Annotated in this window: 19 protein-coding genes; 7 read left to right on the top strand and 12 right to left on the bottom strand. The window is 53.7% G+C overall.

Going from position 1 to position 20,515, the window contains the following annotated elements; genetic code table 11:
• Window positions 1–37: 37 nt before the first annotated feature.
• The 3 genes from RCF31_RS02770 to RCF31_RS02760 form a co-directional block, all read right to left on the bottom strand.
• Window positions 38–172, bottom strand: a complete 135-nt coding sequence (locus RCF31_RS02770) for a hypothetical protein (RefSeq protein WP_332664700.1) — start codon at window positions 170–172, stop codon at window positions 38–40.
• A gap of 319 nt (window positions 173–491) precedes the next feature.
• The gene (zntB, locus tag RCF31_RS02765; RefSeq protein WP_299453605.1) at window positions 492–1,475 is read right to left on the bottom strand and encodes a zinc transporter ZntB; all 984 of its coding nucleotides are present in this window, start codon (window positions 1,473–1,475) and stop codon (window positions 492–494) included.
• A gap of 113 nt (window positions 1,476–1,588) precedes the next feature.
• Complete coding sequence (locus RCF31_RS02760) at window positions 1,589–3,208, bottom strand: peptide ABC transporter substrate-binding protein (RefSeq protein ID WP_416412423.1); 1,620 nt, start codon at window positions 3,206–3,208, stop codon at window positions 1,589–1,591.
• Between the two features lie 164 nt (window positions 3,209–3,372).
• Here RCF31_RS02760 and mpaA point away from each other — a divergent pair, with 164 nt between their 5' ends.
• Entirely contained in the window at window positions 3,373–4,086 is a 714-nt protein-coding gene (gene mpaA / locus RCF31_RS02755) for a murein tripeptide amidase MpaA (protein ID WP_416412422.1), read from the top strand.
• Here mpaA and ycjG read toward each other — a convergent pair.
• Window positions 4,055–5,041: an L-Ala-D/L-Glu epimerase gene (gene ycjG, locus RCF31_RS02750; RefSeq protein WP_416412420.1), complete on the bottom strand. Its 987-nt coding sequence runs from the start codon at window positions 5,039–5,041 to the stop codon at window positions 4,055–4,057. The genes mpaA and ycjG overlap by 32 nt on opposite strands.
• 153 nt (window positions 5,042–5,194) lie before the next feature.
• Between ycjG and tpx the strand changes: the two genes are divergently transcribed.
• On the top strand, window positions 5,195–5,698 hold the full coding sequence (gene tpx / locus RCF31_RS02745) for a thiol peroxidase (protein WP_084875021.1): 504 nt from the start codon (window positions 5,195–5,197) through the stop codon (window positions 5,696–5,698).
• A 55-nt stretch (window positions 5,699–5,753) separates the two neighbouring features.
• Here the strand turns inward: tpx and tyrR are convergent, their stop codons facing one another.
• The 7 genes from tyrR to pspA all read right to left on the bottom strand — a co-directional run bounded on the left by tyrR (window position 5,754) and on the right by pspA (window position 11,523).
• Window positions 5,754–7,319 (bottom strand): transcriptional regulator TyrR, encoded by a 1,566-nt coding sequence (tyrR, locus tag RCF31_RS02740; RefSeq protein ID WP_299453594.1) that lies wholly within the window; start codon window positions 7,317–7,319, stop codon window positions 5,754–5,756.
• Window positions 7,320–7,531: 212 nt separating this feature from the next.
• A complete protein-coding gene (locus tag RCF31_RS02735) occupies window positions 7,532–8,605 on the bottom strand; it encodes a TIGR01620 family protein (RefSeq protein ID WP_416412418.1) in 1,074 nt (357 codons plus the stop codon).
• Window positions 8,602–9,987 (bottom strand): YcjX family protein, encoded by a 1,386-nt coding sequence (locus tag RCF31_RS02730; RefSeq protein ID WP_416412417.1) that lies wholly within the window; start codon window positions 9,985–9,987, stop codon window positions 8,602–8,604. Before RCF31_RS02730 ends, RCF31_RS02735 begins: the two co-directional genes overlap by 4 nt.
• Window positions 9,968–10,216, bottom strand: a complete 249-nt coding sequence (gene pspD / locus RCF31_RS02725) for a phage shock protein PspD (protein ID WP_084875032.1) — start codon at window positions 10,214–10,216, stop codon at window positions 9,968–9,970. Before pspD ends, RCF31_RS02730 begins: the two co-directional genes overlap by 20 nt.
• Window positions 10,217–10,231: 15 nt before the next feature.
• Window positions 10,232–10,591, bottom strand: a complete 360-nt coding sequence (pspC, locus tag RCF31_RS02720) for an envelope stress response membrane protein PspC (RefSeq protein ID WP_416412415.1) — start codon at window positions 10,589–10,591, stop codon at window positions 10,232–10,234.
• Window positions 10,588–10,815, bottom strand: a complete 228-nt coding sequence (gene pspB / locus RCF31_RS02715; protein WP_299453582.1) for an envelope stress response membrane protein PspB — start codon at window positions 10,813–10,815, stop codon at window positions 10,588–10,590. The genes pspC and pspB overlap by 4 nt, the downstream gene beginning before the upstream one ends.
• Window positions 10,816–10,857: 42 nt before the next feature.
• Window positions 10,858–11,523: a phage shock protein PspA gene (gene pspA / locus RCF31_RS02710; protein ID WP_084875040.1), complete on the bottom strand. Its 666-nt coding sequence runs from the start codon at window positions 11,521–11,523 to the stop codon at window positions 10,858–10,860.
• A 163-nt stretch (window positions 11,524–11,686) separates the two neighbouring features.
• Here pspA and pspF point away from each other — a divergent pair, with 163 nt between their 5' ends.
• Window positions 11,687–12,682: a phage shock protein operon transcriptional activator gene (pspF, locus tag RCF31_RS02705; RefSeq protein WP_416412413.1), complete on the top strand. Its 996-nt coding sequence runs from the start codon at window positions 11,687–11,689 to the stop codon at window positions 12,680–12,682.
• Between the two features lie 5 nt (window positions 12,683–12,687).
• Here pspF and RCF31_RS02700 read toward each other — a convergent pair whose 3' ends face one another.
• On the bottom strand, window positions 12,688–15,603 hold the full coding sequence (locus RCF31_RS02700; protein WP_416412411.1) for a hypothetical protein: 2,916 nt from the start codon (window positions 15,601–15,603) through the stop codon (window positions 12,688–12,690).
• 447 nt (window positions 15,604–16,050) lie between these two features.
• Here RCF31_RS02700 and sapA point away from each other — a divergent pair, with 447 nt between their 5' ends.
• From sapA to sapD, 4 genes are read left to right on the top strand one after another with little or no spacing between them, the layout of a single operon-like run.
• On the top strand, window positions 16,051–17,673 hold the full coding sequence (gene sapA / locus RCF31_RS02695) for an ABC transporter substrate-binding protein SapA (RefSeq protein WP_416412409.1): 1,623 nt from the start codon (window positions 16,051–16,053) through the stop codon (window positions 17,671–17,673).
• A gap of 2 nt (window positions 17,674–17,675) precedes the next feature.
• Window positions 17,676–18,641 (top strand): putrescine export ABC transporter permease SapB, encoded by a 966-nt coding sequence (gene sapB, locus RCF31_RS02690; RefSeq protein ID WP_416412408.1) that lies wholly within the window; start codon window positions 17,676–17,678, stop codon window positions 18,639–18,641.
• Window positions 18,628–19,518 (top strand): putrescine export ABC transporter permease SapC, encoded by an 891-nt coding sequence (sapC, locus tag RCF31_RS02685; protein ID WP_084875050.1) that lies wholly within the window; start codon window positions 18,628–18,630, stop codon window positions 19,516–19,518. The genes sapB and sapC overlap by 14 nt, the downstream gene beginning before the upstream one ends.
• Complete coding sequence (sapD, locus tag RCF31_RS02680; RefSeq protein ID WP_299453561.1) at window positions 19,518–20,513, top strand: putrescine export ABC transporter ATP-binding protein SapD; 996 nt, start codon at window positions 19,518–19,520, stop codon at window positions 20,511–20,513. Before sapC ends, sapD begins: the two co-directional genes overlap by 1 nt.
• Window positions 20,514–20,515: the final 2 nt, after the last annotated feature.

The following is a 20,515-nucleotide window of genomic DNA, read 5'->3' as shown; positions in this document are numbered from 1 at the left end:
GAAAAAGGCGCGTCGCTTCGGCTACGCGCCTTTTTTATTAGCGATGCGGTGGCGGATCGATAATCGGTGGAAACTCAGGATCGTACGGCGGAATAGGCTGAGGATGCGGAATCGGTTCCGGAATCGGTGGTGGATCGGTTGGAATGGGATCGGTGGCGCGGATAACTGACATGCCATTCTCCTTGTCGCTGAATGTCTTATAAGCATAGGAAAAGATAAGCGGCACTGGCAAACGGGCAAAAAAAAGCCGGCGGATTAGCCGGCGTTGTACGAATCAAATGTGCTATGCAGTAATTCAAAAAAGGAAGTAAGACAATATGGAGCGCAACGCCCATCGCTTGACGTTGCATTCACCTGCGAGAGAGAGTTTGCTCCTGTTGCCTGATGTGGATATTGACGTCGATCAGTTTTTTTACGCTTTTTTACCCTCGCATCCTTAATTTACAGCGGGTTACCTTCTGCTAACCCGCCATTAACATCATCAGTAGCGCTTATAGCCATTTTCGTTGTCTTAGCCACCAGGCCAGTCCCACTACCATGATTAATAACAGCAGGCAGAACACGCCAAAACCCATATGCCAGCTATTGCCCGGGATACCCCCGAGGTTGACACCAAACAGGCCGGTTAAAAAGGTGGTCGGCAGGAAAATCATCGCCAGCAATGACATGGTGTAGGTACGCCGGTTCATCGCTTCCGCCAGCACTGCGGCGATTTCATCGGTCAGCACTGCCGTTCGTGCCACCCCCGCATCCAGATCGTCCAGCCCGCGGCCAAGTCGATCGGCAATATCCTGCATGCGACGACGGTTATCGTCGTCCATCCACGCCAGTTTTTCACTGGCCAGTCGTGCGTAGACATCCCGCTGCGGGGCCATATAACGACGCATCACAATCAGTTGCTTGCGCAGCAACGCCAGTTCACCACGGGCCGGGACCTGCTGATCCATCAGGGCATCTTCAAGCTCGATAATCTTGTCATGCATCTCTTCAATAAATTCACTGGCATGATCGGTAAGCGCATCACACACATCCACCAGCCAGCTGCCGCCGTCTACCGGGCCATTGCCGTTTTGCAGATCGGTCAGCACTTCATCGACGGCGTAGACTTTACGACGACGCGTCGAAACAATCAGTTTGTCATTAATAAATACCCGCATCGCCACCAGTTGATCCGGTCGTGAATCACTGTTGTGGTTAACGCTGCGCAGCACAATCATAAAACCATCACCAAGGCGTGACACGCGTGGCCGCATGCTATCGCCAGCCAGCGCATCACGCACGGCATCGGGGATGAGTGGGGTTTTTTGCAGCCATTCAGCGCTCTGCTCCTGGGTGTAATTCAGGTGTAGCCAGCAAGGACGTTCACAATTGATGACCTCAGTCTCATCAATAGCGATCACCCCACCTTTGCCGTCGAGCTGACAAGCCACAATGGCATCTGAAACCTTCAATTCTTTACCTTCAATGACGTTCACGAACTCGCCTCTCCATCAAAATCAATATGATACAGTCTAGCGTGGCGACGACGAGTTGCAATCTTCAGGCTGTGAGCAAACATGACAGGCGGCCAGAGCGACCGCCGGGGAGATTAGTGTTTTTCAATCCACATTTCGCGGCTGTAGGCCACGTCTTCCGGATTGGTAATCGGGTAGCCTTTCACCCAGGGTTTAATCAGACGTCCATTGGTGTACTGATAAATCGGCGCAATCGGTGCCTGTTCAGCCAGAATTTGCTCGGCACGGTTGTAGTCCTGATTTCGTGCCTGCGCGCTGGTTTCGTTACTGGCTTTTGCCAGCACGGCATCGTAATCGGCATTATGAAAACGCGCGATATTGCCGCTATGGCTGGAAGTCAGCAGACTGAGGAAGGTAGAGGGCTCGTTATAATCTCCCACCCACGAGGCACGAATAACGTCAAAGTTGCCGCTGTTGCGGCTATCGATATACGTCTTCCATTCCTGATTTTGCAGCGTGACATCCACGCCCAGATTCTTTTTCCACATCGATGCCACCGCAATTGCGATCTTCTGATGGCTTTCTGAGGTGTTGTACAGCAACGTCAGATGCAGCGGTTTAGCCGGTCCATAGCCCGCAGCCGTCAGCAGCGATTTTGCCTGCGCATTGAGTTCCTGCTGGCTATGCTGCTGCATATAACTTTTCTGCGGCGTGAAACCTGCTGTTACATCCGGCGTGAAGCGCCAGGCGGGCTTCTCACCGGTGCCCAGCACTTTTTCGGCGATGATGCGGCGATCGATGGTCCATGTCAGCGCCTTACGCACGCGGATATCGGCAGTCGGGCCTTTTTCGGTGTTAAAGGCGTAGTAATAGGTGCCAAGCTGGTCCGGAGTATAGACCTGGCCTGGCAGCTCTTTTTTCAGCAGCGCGTACATGTTTTTCGGAAAGGATTCAGTGATATCGATATCGCCAGCACGATACCGTTTGGTGGCGCTGGATTCCTCATTGATTGGAATGAAGGTGACTTTAGTCAGTACCGAGTGCGCATCATTCCAATAATGGCTGTTACGGATCAGCACAATTTTTTCATTCACGACACGATCCTGGAGCTGATAAGCGCCGTTGCCGACCAGCTTACCGGGGGCCGTCCAGCCATCACCCTCTTGTACAATGACTTTTTCCGGCACCGGAAACAGCGCCGCATTGGCTACCATGCTGGGAAACCACGGCACCGGGCGTGACAATGTCACCTTAAGACGATTACCATCCAGTACGCTGACACCCAACTTGTCGGGGCTCATCTGCCCTTTGGTAATGGCTTCAGCGTTCTCGATGCCGCTCAACGTCGCAAACCAGGCTGAAGGCGAGCTATTTTTCGGATCAACCAGCCGTTGCCAGCTGTAAACAAAATCCTGGGCGCTGACCGGGTCGCCATTGGACCAGCGGGCATCTTTGCGCAGGTTAAAAATCCAGGTCTTGTTATCGTTACTGCTCCAGCTTTGCGCCACGCCCGGCACGATATGGCCCTGCGCATCCTGATTGGTCAACCCTTCGAACAAATCACGCATGACCTGAATTTCCGGCAGGCCGACGGCTTTCATCGGATCAAGCGATGCAGGTTCATCTTTAATATGGCGCACGATTTCCTGTACCGGTGCCAGTTGTGCGCCCGGCGGCACATTGGCGGCGAATACCGGCGAAGTTGCACCGATAACCATTAAGGCAGCAAGCGTCTTGCGAAAAGTTATTTTCATCACCACTCCTTTACCCAAAAAAAGGCGGCCGCCAAAAAAAATGCGCCACCAGCGACTTTCGGCACTTTATCGCAAATTGCTGATTGATAAATAGCTATTTTCCCGCGCGCTGTTTACCGTTATGTTGAGGCTGGATCCCCGGTCACAATTTGAGGAAGTTGGTTATGTCGTCACTACACCCGCGCCCACTGCGCGGCAAGCTGGATGCTGTCTGGCAACAATATGGGCAATCGGTGCTGGGTGCGCCGTTGCTATGGTTTCCTGCTCAGGCTGCCGATGCCGAGAGCGGTCTGATTATCGCGGGGACTCACGGTGACGAGAATGCCGCAGTGGCGACGCTATCGGGCGCTATGCGTACTTTGCCGGAGTCACTGCGACGTCATCACGTTATCCTGGCAGTCAATCCTGATGGCTGTCAGCTCGGTCTGCGCGCCAATGCCAATGGTGTCGATCTCAACCGTAATTTTCCGGCGGCTAACTGGCAAAGTGGTGACACCGTATATCGCTGGAACAGTGTGGCAGACCAGCGCGACGTGGTGCTGTCTACCGGGGAACGTCCCTCATCAGAGCCAGAAACCAGCGCACTGTGTCAGCTGATTCATCACATCAAGCCGCGCTGGGTGGTGACCTGGCATGAGCCTCTGGCTTGCATTGACGATCCGCACAATAGCGAACTGGCGCAGTGGTTGTCGCAGCAGACGCAACTGCCGGTCGTCAGCAGTGTCGGGTATGCTACCCCCGGCTCGTTTGGCAGCTGGTGCAGTGATCTTGGCCTGCTGTGCATCACCGCCGAGATGCCACCGATTTCGGTGGACGAAGCCACCGAGGTGTATCTGGAAACCATGATTAATCTGCTGCGCTGGCAGCCGCAGGGATAAGCACCCCGTTAGCAAAATGCAGCGACGGTTCCACATCCGCAGCCAGCCAGGTGGGACCGTCGAGATCGGCAAACTGCGCCAGCGGCGTCAGCGGAAGCGCCGCACGGATGGCACGCGAAGTGCAGAGCATGCAGCCCAGCATGATGCCGAATCCCTGCTGCCGCGCACTGACGGCCAGCGCCAGTGCCTCCGTCAACCCACCGGTTTTATCCAGCTTAATGTTAACCATTTCATAGCGTCCTTGCAGGGCAGCCAGGCTTTCGCGGGTATGGCAGCTTTCATCGGCGCAGATCGGCAGCGGGTGAATAAAATTCGCCAGCGCCGCATCCTGGGCAGCAGGGAGTGGCTGTTCCAGCATCGCCACCTGAAGGTCGGCCAGCAGCTGACAACGTGCCGCCAGCCCTTCTGCCTGCCAGGCCTCGTTGGCATCAACAATCAGCGTGGCTTCCGGCACGGCGCTGCGAATCGCCACCAGACGCTCGCTGATGAAGTTATTGTCCAGCTTAATTTTTAACAGCTTTGCACCGTGCTGCCATAGCGCCAGCGCGCTGCTGGCCATAGCATCAGGTGTGTCGATGCTGACGGTATGCGCGGTGACGATACGGCTGGCGAGGCTGACACCACATAGCTCCGCCAGGCTTTGCTGTTGTTGCTGGCGCTCCAGGTCCCACAATGCACAATCAACGGCATTACGCGCAGCCCCCGGCGGCAGTGCCTGTTGTAAGGCTACCCGTGTCATACCCGCCTGCAACTGCGGTAGCACGCTGGCAATTTGTGCCAGCACTGAGGCTTCGCTTTCCCCATAGCGCGCGTAAGGTGTTGCCTCGCCCACGCCGCGAATCCCTTCATCTTCAATTTCCACCACCACCACTTGCGCTTCAGTGCGGCTGCCACGCGAAATGACAAACGGTGAATGCAACGGCCAGGCTTCCGGATAACTCTTTACTGTTCTCATTATTTCTCCTTTAATCCGTCACTTAAATGCGAGGCAGCTCAGTAATCGCTACGATTTGCTCTCGTAAACCCTTAAAAAATATGTCATAAACAACGGCTATACCTGTACTGACGTGTTAAAAGTCAGCTATTTTCATCGTTAAAAGGAAATCGTATGTCTCAGAATGTTCACTTCCAGGGCAACCCGGTGCCAGTTGCAGGCCAGTTCCCGCAGGCAGGCACCCAGGCTAAACCGTTTTCTCTGGTAGCTAAAGATCTCGCTGATGTGACTCTTTCTCAGTATGCAGGCAAACGCAAAGTCCTGAACATTTTCCCGAGCATTGATACCGGCGTCTGTGCCGCTTCTGTGCGCAAGTTCAACGAACTGGCGGGTAAAGCCAACAATACCGTGGTGCTGTGCATCTCCGCTGACCTGCCGTTTGCGCAGTCGCGTTTCTGCGGTGCAGAGAGCCTGAACAATGTGGTGACACTGTCTACCCTGCGTGGTGCTGAGTTCAAAGAAGAATACGGTGTGGCGATTGCCGAAGGCGCGCTGAAAGGCCTGACCGCGCGTGCGGTGGTGGTGATCGACGAAAACGATAAAGTCATTTATAGCGAACTGGTGAACGAAATCACCAGCGAGCCAAACTACGATGCGGCGCTGGCTGCGCTCAACTAAGTCGTAAGATAAAAAAAACCGTCTTCAGCAATGAAGACGGTTTTTTTATGCCGAATTATTCGCTTTCGTTGCGTTTCTGGCTTAACCCATATTCGCGCAACTTATTGGCAATGGCAGTGTGTGACACGCCCAGTCGCTTCGCCAGCTTACGCGTGCTGGGATAAGAGAGATACAGGCGCGTCAGGATCGAACGTTCAAAACGACTGGTGATCTCATCCAGCGTACCTTCCATCGCCTCTTCTCCCATCGATACATCCAGCGCCTGCTCCGGCAACACGATATCCTGCGGACGGAGTTCATAGCCTTCCAGCTGCGTCAGGGCTCGGTACAGGGCATTTTTCAGCTGTCGCACATTGCCCGGCCAGCTGTAACGCGTGAGAAAGGCTGTCAGCTGCGGAGAAAGGCGCGGGCGTGGCAACCCCTGTTCATCAGCAAAACGGGCGACAAACATTTCAGTGAGCGGCAGGATATCCTGCGGACGTTCACGCAGCGGCGGCAGGTTCAGCGTCAGTACATTCAGACGATAGAACAAATCTTCACGGAATTCGCCACGTTGTACCAGCTCAATCAGGTTCTTTTGCGTGGCACAAATCACTCGCACATCAACGTGTACCTCGTGCTCCTCGCCGACGCGACGGAAGGTGCCATCGTTCAGGAAGCGCAACAGCTTGGTCTGCATACGCGGTGACATCTCACCAATTTCGTCCAGCAGCACCGAACCGCCATTCGCTTGCTCGAAGAACCCTTTTTTCCCTTCCAGCGCATTAGGATAGGCACCCGCCGCATGACCAAATAACTCACTTTCTGCCACATCATCGGGCAACGAGGCGCAGTTCAGCGCCAGGAAAGGTTTCTTGCCGCGCGCGCTGCGCAAATGACAGGCGCGCGCCAGCATATCTTTACCGGTGCCGGTATCACCGACAATCAGCAGCGGTGCATCGTGCATCGCCAGCTTACGAGCCTGGTCCAGCACCTGACGCATTTTTGGCGTGACCGCTACGATATGGTCGAATTCCGACTCATCGGTTACCGTCAGATTCTGCAACTGACGGCCCATCCGCGCGGTGGATTTCAGGGTAATCATCGCACCCACCGGCTGATCGCTCTGGCCTTCTTCTTCAGCGAGGTAAATCGGGCGCGCTTCCAGCAGGAAATCACGTCCCTGAATCACCACGTGCTGCACCTCAGCATCAACCCGATCATTCTCAATCCAGCGCTGGAAATTAAAGCCGCTGATCAGCGTCCCCGCGTTCTGGTTGCGGATTTTTTGTTCGTCGAGATTAAACAGATTTTGTGCCGCCGGATTCGCCAGTTCCACTTTGCATTTGAGATCGATGGACAATACCGGTTCCGGCATCGCCACCAGTAACGCGCTCAGCGCCCGGTGCTCACGTTCTGATGGCATGTAAGCCACGGTGCGTACATCTGTCACGCCAGGTGTACGGCGAATTTCCGCCATCAGTGAGCTGAATTGTTCAAATTCCAATGCGGAAAAGTTGAGGTAGATGCGCCCGAGTGGCGCAATTTCAATGCCGCGCAGGTCGATATTGCGGGCAACCAGCAGGTCGAGCAGCTCGCGCGCCAGCCCGATACGGTCCTGGCAGAAAACTTCCAAACGCATTGCGATGGCCTTATTCAGGTTTTGATTTTAGTGATAATACGCTAACTTGCGACGCCTCAGAAGGGGCCTGTCAGGAAAAGTTGACAGTATGAAGCCGACGATTGACAAAAGTGTAACGGAACAACCAATAATAATCCCGCCAAAAATCACAATTAACAAAGAAAATCTCACCTTTCACACCCTTTTCAGTGCGAAAGGTGAGCGGGTACTGATTATTTAGCACTCTGCCCTGCTTTAGCCTCGCTTTTGCTGAGGGTTTCTTTCAACTGGCCAATCAGTTCACGGCGGAAATCACCCAGCCGCGGTTTATCATCTTCCAGCCATGGCAGAGGTCGACACAGCTCCATCGCCTTAATACCCAGGCGTGCCGTGAGCAGTCCGGCACCAATCCCCTGGGCTGCGCGGGCAGAAAGCCTTGCAGCAATATCCTGCGATATCCAATCCATGCCCACTTCACGTACCAGTTCTGAGGCTCCGGCAAAGGCCATATTCAGCAGCACCAGACGGAACAGACGCAGACGGCTGAAGTAGCCCAGCTCAATGCCGTAAAGGGTGGCGATACGGTTCACCAGGCGTAAGTTACGCCAGGCGATAAAAGCCATATCCACCAGTGCCAGCGGGCTGACGGCAATCATCAGGGTCGCTTCCGCCGCATGACGGCTGATTTCACGCCGGGCCTGACGATCCAGCACCGGCTGCACCAGCTGCGCATACAACGTGACTATCTCACGATCGTTATGCGTTTCATGCAAGGCAGCATGCCAGCGCTGCAATGCAGGATGCGCCTGATCCAGCTGCGCCTGCTGTGCCAGTTTTTCACAAAATGCACGCCCTTTACCGATACCATGGCTATGGAGTAACTCACGCCCTACATCACGCTCCTCAGCGCGCTGCCGCAATCGATATAACCGACGCCACTCGCTAATCAGCGCACCCGCCCCGGCGGCGATGATCAAGCCACCGGCAACGCCGCTGCCTAGTGCAAACCAGTCACGTGTCAGCCAGGCATCGTGCATCCATTGCACTCCCTGAGCCACCACGCTGACGCCAAAAATGCCCAGGCCAGCACCCACCATTTTGCGCCACAGGCTGCGTTTCGGACGCAGTGCCGCTTCAACCACTTTTTCACCCGCGCCCTCTTCCAGCGGCTCCTCCTCACGGGTGGCGAGAAACGCCACGTCAGTGTCGGCGCTGAAGGTTTGCGCCGCACGCAGCGGTTTATCTGCTTCGCGATCCAGAGGCCGGGCAAAGTCGATGCGCGGTTTCAACGGTGTTTCATCGTTCATCGCAACTTATCTCCCAATAAAAACTCCAGCGCCGCATCCATACGAATGTGTGGCAGTGGACGGTCAACGTCGAGCTGCTGCGGGCGGAATTGTTCAAACTGAAATCCCTGCTGTTGCCAGAAGGTGTGGCCAGGCAGGCGTGACGGCACTTCGCCGGGATAGAAAGTCAGCGCTTCACCATCGTCCAGACGGTTACCGCGCAGCGCGGGGAGCTTCTCGCCACGATGATCAACCAGCCCGCTTTCGGTCGCCTGCACCGAGGCCAGACCGAGACAATCCATGGTGATGCCTTCGAATGCGGCGTTCTGCCACGCATCCTGCACCAGCTGCTGCAATAACGACACCATATTGGCGTGCTGATCGGCGGTGATATGATCCGCTTTGGTGGCAGCAAACAGCAACTTGTCGATAACCGGCGAAAACAAACGGCGAAATAAGGTGCGCTGGCCGTAATGAAAGCTCTGCATCAGTTGTGTCAACGCCAGACGCATATCGTTAAACGCCTGCGGTCCGCTGTTCAGCGGTTGCAGGCAGTCAACCAATACAATCTGCCGATCAAAGCGCAGGAAATAATTTTTATAGAAACCTTTCACCACATGCTGGCAGTAGTAGTTAAAACGCTGCTGCAGCATCGCGAAATTACTGCCCGCCGGTGCCTGCCGCTGGATATCGTCCTCCTGAGGCCAGGGAAAAAACTGTAATGCAGGCGCACCAGCCATATCTCCCGGCAACACAAAACGTCCCGGCTGAATAAAATGCAGCCCCTCGGCTTTGCATTGATGCAGATAATCGGTCCAGGCGGCGGCGATGGCGGCCAGACGGTTTTCATCGGCCTGAGCATAAGGATCGAGATCGGCACACAGACTGCGCCAGCGCTGCGCCCATATGGCGCGATCGCCCTGCAACAATCCCAGCATCTGCCGTGACCAGCCAGCATAATCCTGCGCCAGCATCGGTAAATCGAGCAGCCATTCGCCAGGATAATCGACAATTTCCAGATACAACGTGGCCGTATCTTTGAAGTGGCGCAGCAGCGATTCATCCGGGCGATAGCGTAGTGCCAGACGCATTTCACTGACGCCTCGTGTCGGCGTGGGCCAGCAGGGCGGCACGCCATACAGTTGGGCCAGACCTTCGTCATAAGTAAAACGTGGCGTACCCAGTTCGCGTTGCGGCACACGTTTGACCCCGAGCAGACGCTCCTCGCGCACCACAGAAAACAGCGGCAAACGAGCGCCGCTGTGGACATTCAGGAGCTGATTAACCAATGAGGTGATAAAGGCCGTTTTGCCACTGCGGCTCAGGCCCGTCACGGCAAGGCGCAGGTGACGGTCAACTCCCCGATTCACCAGCGCCATCAATTCATTTTGCAGTCTTTTCATCGTTTTCCCTGATGAAGCGTGCTGACAGACGACTAAACACCTTCGTCAGCAACGGTTCCAGCGCAAACGCCAGTAACAACTTTAACGGACGCCGCGCCACCGATTTCACTGCCCAGCCAGCGAGGCCGCCAGGGGCATATGTGACTGCACTGATGATGATAAATTTTCCCGCCGACTTCAACGCAGGTGCTGCGCGGCGACGCAGAGTTGTAAAACGTTGGGCGGACAAGGCAACCTCCGGCAATTAAATTTGACGAAAACGGCTACGCACACTGAAGGTTTCCGAGGTGACGTAACGCTCAATATCCCGTACATGGCGCTCATCGTGCTTCAGCGCCTCATCCAGCTCGTCCAGCAACTCGCTGGCGCTGGGTTTATGTACGTCCGGCGCATCATCCGGTTTTACATCCAGCACGAAGCCGAGAATAAAATAGGCGATCAGGACAAAGCCGAATAGCCCAAAAAACATCGACAGCACCAGAATCACCCGCAGCAGCGTGACGGGGACATCAAGATATTCCGCCAGGCCAGCACAGACCCCGCGCACTTTACCTTGCTGGGGAATACGCCATAGCTTCCGCCCTTTCAGGCTTCCGCTGCTCATGGCTGCCTCCAGTTCGGGTGTTCGGCATCAAGAATTGCTTCCAGCGCTTCGACGCGCTCGCGCATCCGGCGAGCATCCTGGGTCATCTGTTGCAGACGTTGCATGTCGCTCGATGAAAGCTCCGCACCGCCGTTGCGTTTGTTGCTGTAATGAAGCCATAACCAAATCGGTGCGACAAACAGCACGAAGATGGTCAGCGGTATGGCCAGAAAAAGTGCGCTCATTGACTCTCCTTAATCATTTAACCCGTGACTGGTTCAGCACCATTACTCGCTGCGATTCATTTTGGCTTTCAGGGCCGCCAGCTGCTGGCTGATTTCATCATCGGCTTTCAGCTCGGTGAACTCCTGATCGAGGCTTTTCGGTTTACCAAAACGCTGGCTTTCCGCTTCTGCTTCCATGTGATCGATACGGCGTTCAAACGATTCGAAACGTGCCATCGCGTCATTCAGTTTATTGCTGTCGAGTTGACGACGCACATCGCGCGATGAAGAGGCGGCCTGGTGACGCAACGTCAACGCCTGCTGACGGGCACGGGTTTCGCTGAGTTTTTTCTCCAGCTCACCAATTTCCCCCTTCATACGTTCCAGCGTCTCTTCGACTTGTGAAACTTCCTGTTGCAGCGCAGCGATCAAATCGGTCAGTTTCTGTTTTTCAATCAGTGCCGCGCGCGCCAGATCATCTTTATCTTTGCGCAGAGCCAGCTCGGCTTTTTCCTGCCATTCGGCCTGCTGAATATCGGCCTGCTCAATACGGCGCAGCAGTTGTTTCTTTTCGGCCAGGGCACGGGCCGAGGTGGAGCGCACTTCCACCAGTGTGTCTTCCATTTCCTGAATCATCAGACGTACCAGTTTCTGCGGATCTTCGGCGCGCTCCAGCAGAGAGTTGATATTAGCGTTCACGATGTCGGCAAAACGAGAAAAAATACCCATAATGATGTTCCTCAGAGTGTAATGTGGTTGCGTAAGACGCTCATCACTAATACAAAAGGCGTGCCAGTTTTTAACTGTATGAATTTATTGATCTTGATTGTTTTACATCCCACCAGCATTCGCATAAGGTAGTGAAATTGATTAACTGATGGTGAAATTCATCATGGCAAATGGTAATGACAACCTGCTGGGCGAATCCAACAACTTTCTTGAAGTGCTGGAACAGGTTTCGCGGCTCGCCCCGCTGGAAAAACCGGTGCTGGTGATTGGCGAACGCGGTACCGGTAAGGAGTTGATTGCCAGCCGTTTACATTATTTATCCGATCGCTGGCAGGGTCCTTTCATCTCCCTTAACTGCGCCGCATTGAATGAAAATCTGCTCGATTCTGAACTGTTCGGCCATGAAGCCGGTGCCTTTACCGGTGCGCAGAAACGCCATCTCGGTCGTTTTGAACGCGCCGATGGCGGCACGCTGTTTCTCGATGAACTGGCGACAGCGCCGATGCTGGTGCAGGAAAAATTGCTGCGCGTCATTGAATATGGGCAGCTGGAGCGCGTCGGCGGCAACCAGTCACTACAGGTCAATGTCCGTCTGGTGTGCGCCACCAATGAAGATCTGCCCGCGCTGGCAGCGGAAGGCAAATTCCGCGCGGACCTGCTCGATCGTCTGGCCTTTGACGTCGTCCAGCTGCCACCGCTGCGCGAGCGCCGCAGTGATATCCTGGTAATGGCAGAACATTTTGCCATTCAGATGTGCCGCGAACTGGGTCTGCCGCTGTTCCCCGGCTTCAGTGAACAGGCGCAACAGGCGCTGTTGCACTACAACTGGCCGGGTAATGTGCGCGAACTGAAAAACGTAGTAGAACGTTCGGTATACCGCCATCACAGCATTGAGGAGCCGCTGGATAACATCATTATTAACCCGTTTGCCCCGCGCAGCGCGCCGGTTTCGGTTGCTGCCAGCACCGAAAATAACCAGCCAGCCCTGCCACTCGATCTGCGTCAGTGGCAGAACCAGCAGGAACGCCAGCTGGTGGAACGTAGCCTGGCGGAGGCGAAATATAACCAGCGCCGGGCGGCGGATTTACTGGGCGTGACCTACCACCAGTTGCGGGCGATGATGAAGAAGCATGGTATTCAGCTGCGGGATGAAGGATAAAACCGTTAACGTTTCGCCTCCGCAAACTCGGCAATTTCCAGCACCATATCGGATACGGTATCGGGGTTGTAGAGGATAAATTCACGCCTTAACTTACTGTTATTGATAAATGTGGTTATCGCCTCGTCATAAGTGCTGGCCTGCATTGCGGCGATAAACCCTTCACGTTGTTTATCTGAGAACTGAAGATAATGCTTCGCTCTGCTGCTGGCGATAGAGCGGTGCCATTGTCTCCGTATTTCAATTTTGTCTTCCAGCGGAATCGTCTTAACGATGAAATTACAATTAGAATTACAAAAATCCTTTTCTGTTACGGGTGCGCCAACGTAATAATTATCCGGCAACGGTTCCGTGCCTGTACCCTCTCCCTTAGTAACTTTAGCATGTACCGACTCATGGATAAGTATCTGCGCCTGTTCCCATATGTTTTTTGACCAGAACAATTCAGGAAGGCCGATTTTATTTAGTAAGGGATAATAGACGGCATTGGCTTTTATTCCCCCCAGGTACTCTAACTCCAGCACGCTCTTGTCTTCATCAGCCAGCCATTTTTGTGCTTCTCTCAGTTCTGATACGATTTTAGTTACTTCAGCGAAGATAGCATCACTGACTCCATTTGGTTGAATACCAAGATATTCAGAAATGACCTCTCTGACTCTGATATCTTTAGCGGCAAGCAAAGGTTCTGCTCTGTCGAGAGTCATTTCAAAATTTCTAATCGCCTGTATTATCGCAATTTTATGCGCAATATTATTTCTCCCGATGCTATTCTTTCCTTCAGCCACCACTCTGTTTCTTTTTATCACATCGTCTGTGACATCATCCCTGCCCCATATAATTTCACCTTCTAAATTTTCCGGGATACTGGACATGCCCGCCCCGCCACCCATGATCCTTTCATCAAGCTTCCATTGCCCCTTTTCACCATCGAAAGTATACGCCAGTGGTGATGCACCTTCAGGTCGGGTGTAAGTGGATGGCAATTTTATTTGCACCCGTTTATTTTCTAATATATCGACCGCAACATAAGAATCCCTGCCATTAGTATTTCCCGTTCTGAGATAACTTTTTCCGTCATTTGTTTCATAAATTTCTGGCAATCCAGTGACTGGCGTTAAATTAAGCTCACGGGATAATTTCAGCTTTAGTTCTTTCGGTATGGTATGATCAAAAACTGGCGAGGTTACTTCGCTTCTTTTCCATTGTTTCATTTTTTCATTATAGATAAACTTCGTCTGACTTAACCCACCTTTCTTAAACGAATTCACATCATTAAAATGCCGTTTTGGCGTCGTAAAACCCTGACCGTCCACGACAACCTCTATATACTCAGCCTGTCCCTCTTTTTGCCCAATGCGCAAGAAGTACTGACTGGTTTTTTCCTGAAAATAAACTCCTGGATAACCCTGAATACGACTGATATCCCCGATACCAGAAAGTTTACTGGCGATTTCAGGAAGATTATTTAAACTTCGGAAGGCTTTTTTGTCGTAAACCCAACCTGCATCCTTATCAAAAAAATAGCTTTTCTGCTGTGAGCCATATATGGGATGATTACTCTTCTCCTTCACGGTAAGGAAATCACCTTCAAAAAAAACATTCACATATTTATACGTATTATCCGATTCTTTAATCCGCAGATATAAATCCTCATTCTCATCGCGCCACAGGATCATTCCTTCCCCATAATCATAAGATTTGAGGGTTTTCTCCGGCCATGAAAATGTTTTCATTTCTGGTAAAAGCAGGACATGTTCCGTTTGCCAGCCAACATCCCCGCGCTTATATTCAGCGGTTTCCTGGAGACCTGCGGTGAACCTGACATTCAAAAGATCCATCAGCGCAGACTCCAGTTCGTTTCGGTCAACCGCCCTTCCCGCCAGATGATCATTTATCAATGAAAAGATAGATCCCAGAGAACTCCTGATGAGTCCGGCCGGATGCAGTGAGCTGGCGAGGGATTCTATTTTGCCAAGCTGGATAGCCAATGATTTCAAAGCCTGTTCAGTTTTTGTTTCTAAAAGCCTGGTGGAAGCATATTGATAGAGTTCAATTGCCGCGCTAATAAATGATTCAACCGGTCGTTTAAAGGCTTCCGTCAAAATACCGGTAATATCCAGGAGGGTATATTGGGTTTTAATTCCTTCATCCAGTCTCCTGATAATAATGACATCGACAGGATTAAAAGGGGCTGGTGTCGTTTGCATCTGTCTGACAGGAAGTGACCGGACATTTCTTATCTGATTATCGTGTGGTAATAAACGCCAGTCTGCTGTGTCACCCAATCCACGCCTGGTTTTATCATCCCGTTGTTGCTGCCGATTGCGTGTCCGGGTGCGTTCAACGTCTTTATCGTTCCTGATGAGTCTGTGTTTTTCTTCATGCGGACGATTCAAAACATGAATTGCTGTCTGGGCAGGATTATCAGAACGGACATTGATCGCTGGCGCATCACGCGCCCGGGATTTTACAGGATGGTGCTTAGCCGGGTTGATGGCCGAAATAACCTGGTAATGGTGCCTGACAACAGCTTTTCTCAAGGGAAGAGGTTTCTGACTTTTATTATGATACCCGGAAACCGGGGCCGGTTGTGATATTACCTTTACCGGTGGCGCATGTATGGTAACGCCGGACGTTCGGGCTGCGATTTGCTGTGGCCTGCCCGATGGTGAATATAACGGTGTGCTACACATCGCCGTGGCGATGGCCCCCGTTGTTAGCACGCCAGTAAAAAAATAGCGTCCGGGTTTGAAATAATGTTTACGAACCGATGCTGGTTTTGCTGCGGGGATGTTTTCGAAGCTGACCTTGCAGGCTTTGCCGTTTAACAGGATGGTCGTTGAATCCTTAACTTTCGAGCCTCTGCGCGAACCGGCAGCTGGCCTCGGTATCCCTACAGCTGTTGATGATATCCTCGTCATAAACGCCTCCATGATAATAACGTTCACTATGAGAGTTTACTGCACAGGTTTTCGAAATAGTTTGCGCTGTAGCAAGGCGGCAAGGGAGCAAGTCCCTGGGAGCATACATAAGTATGTGGCCAGGAGGGCGAGCGAGTGCAGCCAACACAGCTACAGCGCAAAATATGAAGAAAAAAAAGCCCGCTATAAGCGGGCAACAAATACTGGAAGCAATGTGAGCAATGTCGTGCTCTTCTTCGGTAGAGCCACCGTCGAAGCGCAGAAGAATAATAATCATTCTTATTATCATCTGTAAACCCCTAATTGAGAATTTTTCTCATCTCCACACTAACGTTGTGATTACCCCACCCTCGGTTTGCTGAAAAAGACACCAGAACTGTCCTTAATTTGGGGAGTACCCAGCGTTTGCGATACACTCTCGCTATTGCCTCAGAATCGTTGAGTTCTATGCCAAAATTATTCCCCACGCTGTTGCTCGGCCTCAGCGTATTGAGTGCGTCTGCATGGGCGCTGCCTGCGAACGATATTCGCCATACCGGCTTCGTTTATTGCGTCAACGGCACGGTGAATACCTTCAACCCGCAGCTGGCCAGCAGCGGGTTAGTGGTCGATACCCTTGCCGCGCAGCTTTACGATCGCCTGCTTGATGTCGATCCCTATACCTATCGGCTGATACCCGACCTGGCACAAAGCTGGGAAGTGCGTGATAACGGCGCAACGTATCGCTTCCACCTGCGTAAAGATGTTGCCTTTCAACACACCAACTGGTTTACGCCGACACGAAAAATGAATGCCGACGATGTGGTGTTCAGCTTTGCCCGTATGTTTGATCGTCAGCATCCATGGCATAACGTTAACGGCGGCAGCTACCCTTATTTTGATAGCCTGCAATTTGCGGACTCGGTGCAGAGCGTGAAAAAACTCGATGACGATACCGTCGAGATTCGCCTGAACAGTCCGGATGCCTCGTTCTTGTGGCATCTCGCCACCCATTACGCGCCAGTGCTCTCCAAAGAGTATGCCGATCAACTGACGGCCAAAGGGCAGCAGGAGAAACTGGATCGTGAACCCGTTGGCACAGGCCCATTCCAGCTCAGCGAATACCGTACCGGGCAATATCTGCGTCTGGCGCGCAACCCGCAATACTGGCGCGGAGTGCCACGTCTCCAGCAGGTGGTGATCGATCTCGGCGTCGGTGGCACCGGTCGCCTGTCGAAATTGCTGACCGGTGAATGTGACGTGCTGGCCTATCCAGCTGCCAGCCAGCTCAGTATTCTGCGCGACGACCCACGTTTACGTATGACGCTGCGTCCCGGCATGAATATCGCTTATCTGGCCTTTAACACCCGTAAACCGCCGCTGGATCGACCTGAAGTGCGGCACGCGCTGGCGCTGGCGATCAACAATGAACGTTTGATGGAGTCGATTTATTACGGCACCGCTGAAACCGCCGCATCAATTCTGCCGCGCGCCTCGTGGGCGTATGATAATAACGCGCGTGTTACCGAATATAACCCGGCCAAAGCGCGGGAAACCCTGAAGGCGCTGGGTGTGGAGGATCTGCATTTGCGCCTGGTGGTGCCCACTGCATCGCAGTCGTGGAACCCCAGCCCGCTGAAAACCGCTGAGTTGTTACAGGCCGATCTGGCGCAGGTCGGGGTGCGCGTCACCATCGTCCCGGTGGAGGGCCGTTTTCAGGAAGCTCAGCTGATGTCCATGAACCATGATATTACCCTCACCGGCTGGGCCACCGACAGTAACGACCCCGACAGCTTCTTCCGTCCGCTCCTGAGCTGCGCGGCGATTCGCTCGCAAACCAATTACGCGCACTGGTGCTCACCCGCCTTTGATGAGGTACTGCAACAGGCCCTGCTGTCACAACAGCTCGCGGCGCGCATTGAAAGTTACGATAAAGCACAGCAGATGCTGGCGCAGGAGCTGCCGGTGCTGCCACTGGCATCGTCACTACGTTTGCAGGCCTATCGCCATGATATTAAAGGCCTGGTGCTGAGTCCGTTTGGTAACGCCTCATTCGCAGGCGTTTATCGTGATGAAAGCAGCGAGGAATAAGCATGATCATCTATATATTGCGTCGCCTGCTGCTGTTGATTATCACGCTGTTTTTGCTGTCGCTGGTCAGCTTCAGCCTAAGCTATTTCACCCCCAATGCCCCGCTGGAAGGCGCGTCCTTGTTTGATGCCTGGTGGTTCTGGTTTAAGGGGCTGCTGCAGTTTGATTTTGGGGTGTCCAGTACCAATGGCCAGTCGATTGATATCCAGCTACGCGAGGTGTTTCCCGCCACGCTGGAGCTGTGCATTCTGGCCTTTATGCTGGCGCTGATGGTCGGGATTCCGCTCGGGATCTGTGCCGGGGTGATGCGGAATAAATGGCAGGACAAGGCGATTAGCGCGCTGGCACTGCTTGGTTTCTCCATGCCGGTGTTCTGGCTGGCATTACTCTTCACGATGTTTTTCTCGTTAACCCTCGGCTGGTTGCCGGTATCTGGCCGGTTTGATTTGCTCTATCCGGTACAGAACATCACGGGTTTCGCGCTGATTGATGCCTGGCTGAGTCATTCACCGTGGCGACATGAGATGCTGATCAGCACCCTGACCCATATGATCCTGCCGGTGGTGGTGTTGGCCGTTGCCCCGACCACCGAAGTGATTCGCCTGTTGCGTAGCAGCACCAGCGAGGTGATGGATAAAAACTACGTTAAAGCGGCGGCGACGCGTGGGCTGTCACGTTTTACCATTATCCGCCGCCATGTGCTGCATAACGCACTGCCCCCGGTGATCCCCCGACTGGGTTTGCAGTTCTCCACCATGCTGACGCTGGCAATGATTACAGAAGTGGTATTCAACTGGCCAGGTCTGGGGCGCTGGCTGATCAATGCTATCCGCCAGCAGGATTATGCCGCGATTTCTGCCGGCGTGATGGTGGTCGGCAGCCTGGTGATCGTAGTTAACGTGCTGTCAGATATTGTTGGCGCGGCGCTTAACCCGTTGAAACATAAGGAATGGTATGCCCTACGATAATATCTACGCCGAAAAACGGCAGCCCGGCACCTTCCGACTCAGCTGGCAGCGCTTCTATCACGACACCAGCGCGATGATCGGCTTATATGGTTTCGGTGCCATCCTGTTTCTGTGTCTGTTTGGCGGCCTGCTGGCGCCATATGGTATCGATCAGCAGTTCCTTGGCTACCAGTTACTGCCGCCCTCATGGTCACGCTATGGCGATGTCTCGTTCTTCCTCGGCACTGACGATTTGGGCCGCGATGTCCTTAGCCGATTGCTGAGCGGCGTGACGCCAACCGTGGGTTCGGCGATTCTGGTTACGCTGCTGGCGGCGATCTGCGCGCTGGTGCTCGGTGTGCTGGCTGGCATTACCCACGGTCTGCGTTCGGCGGTGATGAACCACGTATTGGATACACTGCTGTCGATCCCCTCGTTGCTGCTGGCGATCATTGTGGTGGCGTTTCTTGGCCCACGGCTGGAGCACGCCATGCTGGCCGTGTGGCTGGCGCTGATCCCGCGTCTGGTGCGCGAAATCTACACCGCCGTGCACGATGAGATGGAAAAAGAGTATGTGGTGGCACTGCGTCTGGATGGGGCGCGTAACTTCAATATCCTGTGGAGTGCGGTACTGCCTAACGTCCTTCCGCTGCTGGTCAGTGAATTTACGCGTTCGCTATCGATGGCGATTCTCGATATCGCCGCGCTCGGTTTTCTCGATCTTGGCGCACAGCTGCCCTCGCCCGAATGGGGCGCGATGCTGGGTGACTCGCTGGAACTGATTTATGTTGCCCCCTGGACGGTCATGTTACCCGGGGCTGCGCTGATGGTGAGTGTATTGATTGTTAACCTGCTGGGCGACGGCATCCGTCGCGCCGTAGAAGCGGGAGCTGAATAATGCCGTTACTCGATATCCGCAATCTGACCATCGAATTTATGACCGCAGAAGGCCCGGTCAAGGCGGTCGATCGTATCAATCTGACCCTCACCGAAGGCGAAGTGCGCGGTCTGGTGGGCGAATCCGGCTCCGGCAAGAGCCTGGTCGCCAAAGCCATCTGTGGCGTCACTAAAGATAACTGGCGCGTCACCGCCGACCGTATGCGCTTCGACGATATCGATCTGCTGCGCCTGTCCCCGCGCGAACGCCGTCGCATTGTCGGCCACAACGTCTCAATGATCTTTCAGGAGCCGCAGTCCTGTCTTGACCCCTCGGAAAGCATTGGTCGCCAGCTGATGCAGGCGATACCCGGCTGGACATTTAAAGGCCACTGGTATCAGCGGTTGTGGTTCTGGCGCAAAGCGCGTGCCATTGAGTTGCTACATCGCGTCGGTATCAAAGATCATAAAGACATCATGCGCAGCTTTCCTTACGAGCTGACCGAGGGTGAATGCCAGAAAGTGATGATTGCTATCGCCCTGGCGAACCAGCCACGATTGTTGATTGCCGATGAGCCGACCAACGCCATGGAACCCACCACCCAGGCGCAGATTTTCCGCCTGCTCAGCCGCCTCAATCAGAACAACAACACCACCATTTTGCTGATCAGCCATGACCTGCGCACCATGAGTCAATGGGCCGATCGCATCAACGTGATGTATTGTGGCCAGACGGTGGAAACCGCGCAGAGTGATGACCTGATGGGGACACCGCATCACCCTTATACTCAGGCGCTAATCCGCGCGATGCCGGATTTTGGTAGCGCTTTGCCGCACAAAAGCCGCCTGAATACCTTGTCCGGCGCCATCCCATCGCTGGAGCATTTACCGATTGGCTGCCGTCTTGGCCCACGCTGCCCCTATGCGCAACGTAAATGCATCGAAACACCGCGTCTTAGCGGCAACAAAGCGCATCTGTTTGCCTGCCACTTCCCGCTGAATATGGAGGGTCAGTAAAC

The organism is Pantoea sp. App145 (genome assembly GCF_047947045.1).
Classification (GTDB): Bacteria; Pseudomonadota; Gammaproteobacteria; order Enterobacterales; family Enterobacteriaceae; genus Pantoea.
This window is presented reverse-complemented; position numbering and strand designations above follow the sequence as displayed.

What these genes read in the sequence shown, in the direction of transcription:
- RCF31_RS02770 (WP_332664700.1), bottom strand. Translation starts at nt 172, where the DNA reads ATGTCAGTTATCCGCGCCACCGATCCCATTCCAACCGATCCACCACCG.
- RCF31_RS02760 (WP_416412423.1), bottom strand. Translation starts at nt 3,208, where the DNA reads ATGAAAATAACTTTTCGCAAGACGCTTGCTGCCTTAATGGTTATCGGT.
- mpaA (WP_416412422.1), top strand. Translation starts at nt 3,373, where the DNA reads ATGTCGTCACTACACCCGCGCCCACTGCGCGGCAAGCTGGATGCTGTC.
- ycjG (WP_416412420.1), bottom strand. Translation starts at nt 5,041, where the DNA reads ATGAGAACAGTAAAGAGTTATCCGGAAGCCTGGCCGTTGCATTCACCG.
- tpx (WP_084875021.1), top strand. Translation starts at nt 5,195, where the DNA reads ATGTCTCAGAATGTTCACTTCCAGGGCAACCCGGTGCCAGTTGCAGGC.
- tyrR (WP_299453594.1), bottom strand. Translation starts at nt 7,319, where the DNA reads ATGCGTTTGGAAGTTTTCTGCCAGGACCGTATCGGGCTGGCGCGCGAG.
- RCF31_RS02735 (WP_416412418.1), bottom strand. Translation starts at nt 8,605, where the DNA reads ATGAACGATGAAACACCGTTGAAACCGCGCATCGACTTTGCCCGGCCT.
- RCF31_RS02730 (WP_416412417.1), bottom strand. Translation starts at nt 9,987, where the DNA reads ATGAAAAGACTGCAAAATGAATTGATGGCGCTGGTGAATCGGGGAGTT.
- pspC (WP_416412415.1), bottom strand. Translation starts at nt 10,591, where the DNA reads ATGAGCAGCGGAAGCCTGAAAGGGCGGAAGCTATGGCGTATTCCCCAG.
- pspB (WP_299453582.1), bottom strand. Translation starts at nt 10,815, where the DNA reads ATGAGCGCACTTTTTCTGGCCATACCGCTGACCATCTTCGTGCTGTTT.
- pspA (WP_084875040.1), bottom strand. Translation starts at nt 11,523, where the DNA reads ATGGGTATTTTTTCTCGTTTTGCCGACATCGTGAACGCTAATATCAAC.
- pspF (WP_416412413.1), top strand. Translation starts at nt 11,687, where the DNA reads ATGGCAAATGGTAATGACAACCTGCTGGGCGAATCCAACAACTTTCTT.
- RCF31_RS02700 (WP_416412411.1), bottom strand. Translation starts at nt 15,603, where the DNA reads ATGACGAGGATATCATCAACAGCTGTAGGGATACCGAGGCCAGCTGCC.
- sapA (WP_416412409.1), top strand. Translation starts at nt 16,051, where the DNA reads ATGCCAAAATTATTCCCCACGCTGTTGCTCGGCCTCAGCGTATTGAGT.
- sapB (WP_416412408.1), top strand. Translation starts at nt 17,676, where the DNA reads ATGATCATCTATATATTGCGTCGCCTGCTGCTGTTGATTATCACGCTG.
- sapC (WP_084875050.1), top strand. Translation starts at nt 18,628, where the DNA reads ATGCCCTACGATAATATCTACGCCGAAAAACGGCAGCCCGGCACCTTC.
- sapD (WP_299453561.1), top strand. Translation starts at nt 19,518, where the DNA reads ATGCCGTTACTCGATATCCGCAATCTGACCATCGAATTTATGACCGCA.